Annotated in this window: 3 protein-coding genes; 2 read left to right on the top strand and 1 reads right to left on the bottom strand. The window is 45.2% G+C overall.

Features of this window, described 5'->3' with window-relative positions; translation table 11 throughout:
* The coding region (locus R7E42_RS23835) for a glycosyltransferase family 9 protein (protein ID WP_318073065.1) at positions 1 to 846 on the bottom strand (846 nt) is incomplete at its 3' end.
* A gap of 107 nt (positions 847 to 953) precedes the next feature.
* Between R7E42_RS23835 and R7E42_RS23830 the strand changes: the two genes are divergently transcribed.
* Both R7E42_RS23830 and R7E42_RS23825 read left to right on the top strand, forming a co-directional pair.
* Complete coding sequence (locus R7E42_RS23830; protein ID WP_005459671.1) at positions 954 to 1,361, top strand: diacylglycerol kinase; 408 nt, start codon at positions 954 to 956, stop codon at positions 1,359 to 1,361.
* Between the two features lie 10 nt (positions 1,362 to 1,371).
* Positions 1,372 to 1,766 (top strand): 3-deoxy-D-manno-octulosonic acid kinase (locus R7E42_RS23825; protein ID WP_318073064.1); only part of this gene is annotated, 395 nt, incomplete at its 3' end.

Genomic DNA, 1,766 nt, shown 5'->3' with positions numbered 1-1,766 from the left:
ATGGTGGGCGTATAAACCAATGATCGGTGTGTTCATGGCGCTTGCCATGTGAGCTGGTCCGGTATCAGGCGCGATGACCATGTCTACTTTGTCAATCAGAGCCAGCATTTGCAGGATTGAGCTTTGCCCAACTAAATTTAGACATGGCTCTTCCAGTCGAGATTGAATGGCATCTGCCAAATCCAGTTCGACTTGAGCTGGGCTGCCAGCCAGAATTACATTCCAACCTTGTGCCCTCGCATGGTGGATGACGTCTATGTACCCTTCAGCATTCCAGTTTTTATATGCTTTACTGGCTCCTGGCACAATCAGTAGGTTGGGTTTGTCGCAAGAAACATGACTCTCTGCCCACTCTTGGTCTTGTGTGGAGTAGGAAAGTGCCCAGTCTAACTCCGTGTTAAGGATGCCAATTTGATGAGCAAAAGCCATCAAACCATCCGCCACGTGCAGAGATTGTGGTGAGGGAACTTTGACATTAGTGAATAGTGTTTGAAAATCTTGGCTTCTGTCAGATGAAACACCAAGTTTGTATTTTGCCTTAATGCCCAAAGTCGCGACGCTCGCTCGAATCGCATATTGCATATGTAACAGAGCATCAAATTCTCGGCCCTTTAACTGTTTCCACAAGGCTTTATAGCCATCTAAACCAGCTTTTTTATCGAATACAATGACTTCGACCCCCTCAATAGCTGCTAGCAACTGAGCTTCTAACTTGCCAGTAATCCAAGTTATTTGCGTGGTTGGCCACTGTTTCTGGATTGCTTGCACAGTAGCGATGGTATTACACACATCTCCAATAGCGGATAAACGCAAGATGCATAATGACGATGGGGCAGAAGTGAACATAATTATTGTCTGACTAGATGAATAGAGGCAGGTAAATTATGCAGACATCCCCAATAAATGTAAAATACACGGCTCCAATATAACGAAGTACCGATAAGTGTTCTGCAATGTCAAAGACAACACCACATCAATCGCAAGAATCTGGAAAGCCAGGCAATACTGGGGTAAAGCGCATTATCAAAGCGACAGGTTATTCTATACAGGGATTAAAAGCCGCTTTTAAACATGAAGCTGCTGTTCGACAAGAGCTCGCTTTGCTAAGCATTGCTGTGATTTTGGCGTGCGTGGTTGATGTCGGGATGATAGAGCGCATCTTATTGATTGGTGTTGTGGTATTAGTTCTGATTGTCGAGCTGATTAACTCCGCGATAGAAGCAGTGGTGGATCGCATTGGTGTTGAACGCCATGAATTAAGTGGCCGCGCTAAAGATATAGGATCGGCAGCCGTTATGGTTGCGTTAGCGTTTGCAGCTTTTACTTGGCTATACATCTTGGCCAGTCGCTACTTAGGCTAGAGGTTACAACATGATTCAGCAGTATCGAGATAGCAACCAAGTCATTTGGTTTGATGAGGAGCTTATTGAAGATCCTAGTCAGCCTATTTTTGATGCCGAGTATTGGCAATCCACCAACAAAGTAACTGGCAGTGCGTCAGGGCGTGGCACGACTTGGTTTGTTCAGCTTGATACGATGCAAGCCGCTCTGCGTCATTATCGACGTGGTGGCTTATTTGGTAAGTTAGTTAAAGACAATTATTGGTTTTCAGGTTGGGAGCAAACGCGTTGTGCGCAAGAGTTCCAACTATTACTTACACTGATTAATGCAGGTGTTCATGTGCCAAGGCCAATTGCTGCGAGAGCTGTGAAATCTGGATTGACATATCAGGCCGATTTATTGAGTGAGCGCATTCCTAACGCAAG

Origin of the sequence: Vibrio sp. Vb1337, from assembly GCF_033338715.1 — a bacterium.
Classification (GTDB): domain Bacteria; phylum Pseudomonadota; class Gammaproteobacteria; order Enterobacterales; family Vibrionaceae; genus Vibrio; species Vibrio alginolyticus.
Note: the sequence above shows the minus strand (reverse complement) of the source record. Positions and strands in the feature narration are given on the sequence as shown.